Genomic DNA, 1310 nt, shown 5'->3' with positions numbered 1-1310 from the left:
CTACGGCTACCGCAATCTAGAGAGATTCAAGATTCGCATTAGACTGGAGTGTAAACCGGCTACATAACTACGAAAAACTGCGATAGAGGGAGATCAAGCACGTTTTACGGTGAAGAGCTCCAGATTAGTAAATCTGTACAATATTTACATTAACCCTCCGCCTTTAGAAAGTGCTATATGTTCAAGATTTCGTAACATAATAGTTGCATGTTCGGATGTTGTTCGCGTACAATACAGAACAAACGTTCTTGTTTGGAGGCGAGCAACATGAAAACCAGCAAGCTAGACAATCCAACTATAGGTCGTTTTGTATTGCCTCAGCAACGCGAGCTTTAACTCTTGATGCAAGAAGACGAGAGGCTGGTGCAGATGCCAGCGCTGGAGCAGGATGAACTGGAGTCTATGCATTACCTGATCCGTGACTCCGCGCGCGAAGACTATGCCGTCACAGTGACCTGGTTGTGTTTTGCAAGTAGAAAATGCTCAGTTTTGCAGCCAAAATTGCCTAAGCACTTGCCAGCCGTTTGTAACTACAGAGGAATTCTATCCATTGCCTGCTTGAAACGGAAGCTTTCGCCCGTGAATGAGAGGATATGAGCGTGGTGGATCAAGCGATCAACGAGCGCCGATGTGAGCTTCGTGTCTCCAAACACCGACGTCCATTGGCCAAACTCCAGGTTGGACGTAACGATCACACTCTGTTGCTCATAGCAATCCGCGATCACGTTAAACAATAACTCAGATCCGGTTTGGCTGAACGGCACGTAGCCAACTTCATCAAGAATGAGTAAATCTATCTTTTTCAATTTCTCTCGAAATCGGCTGACTGTTCCCAGAGCAAATTTTTCTTGAAGCACAGCGACCAAATCGGAAGCCCGGTAGAACTGTACCGCCTTGCCCCGGCGACAAGCCTCCACGCCCAGTGCCGTTGCCATATGGGTTTTTCCTGTGCCTACGGCTCCCATTAAAAGTAAATTCTCTTTACGTTCGAGCCAATCCAATTCCCGAAGCAACTCTGGACTACTGCCATTCGGGAAAGAGATATGGTCATACACATACCTCTCGAAAGTCTTAATATGCGGGAACCCTGCCTGCTGGACAAGCTTCCCCAGCTTGGCGCGGCGGCGACCGTCCAGTTCCGCAACAAGGATTTGCTCCACAATGCTACGTATTTGTTCATTCTGCTGAGTTGATACATAGTCCACGACATGCGCCAACCGGAGTTGTCGGCACAAATCTCCCAATGCCGTCGGCATCTCAGTTCACCCCCACAAGTTAATCATAGCGGTGAAGGGAACCTTCTACGCGCG

1 protein-coding gene is annotated in these 1310 nt (G+C 48.3%); it reads right to left on the bottom strand.

Annotated elements, in window-relative coordinates; genetic code table 11:
- Positions 1 to 530 precede the first annotated feature (530 nt).
- Positions 531 to 1256 (bottom strand): IS21-like element helper ATPase IstB, encoded by a 726-nt coding sequence (gene istB, locus ACFSO0_RS05500; RefSeq protein WP_376877468.1) that lies wholly within the window; start codon positions 1254 to 1256, stop codon positions 531 to 533.
- Between the last annotated feature and the right edge of the window lie 54 nt (positions 1257 to 1310).

Origin of the sequence: Brevibacillus sp. GCM10020057 (assembly GCF_042683565.1) — a bacterium.
Classification (GTDB): domain Bacteria; phylum Bacillota; class Bacilli; order Brevibacillales; family Brevibacillaceae; genus Brevibacillus.
This window is presented reverse-complemented; position numbering and strand designations above follow the sequence as displayed.

Excerpts from the sequence above, each read along its gene's own strand:
- istB (WP_376877468.1), bottom strand. The coding sequence starts at position 1,256 with ATGCCGACGGCATTGGGAGATTTGTGCCGACAACTCCGGTTGGCGCAT.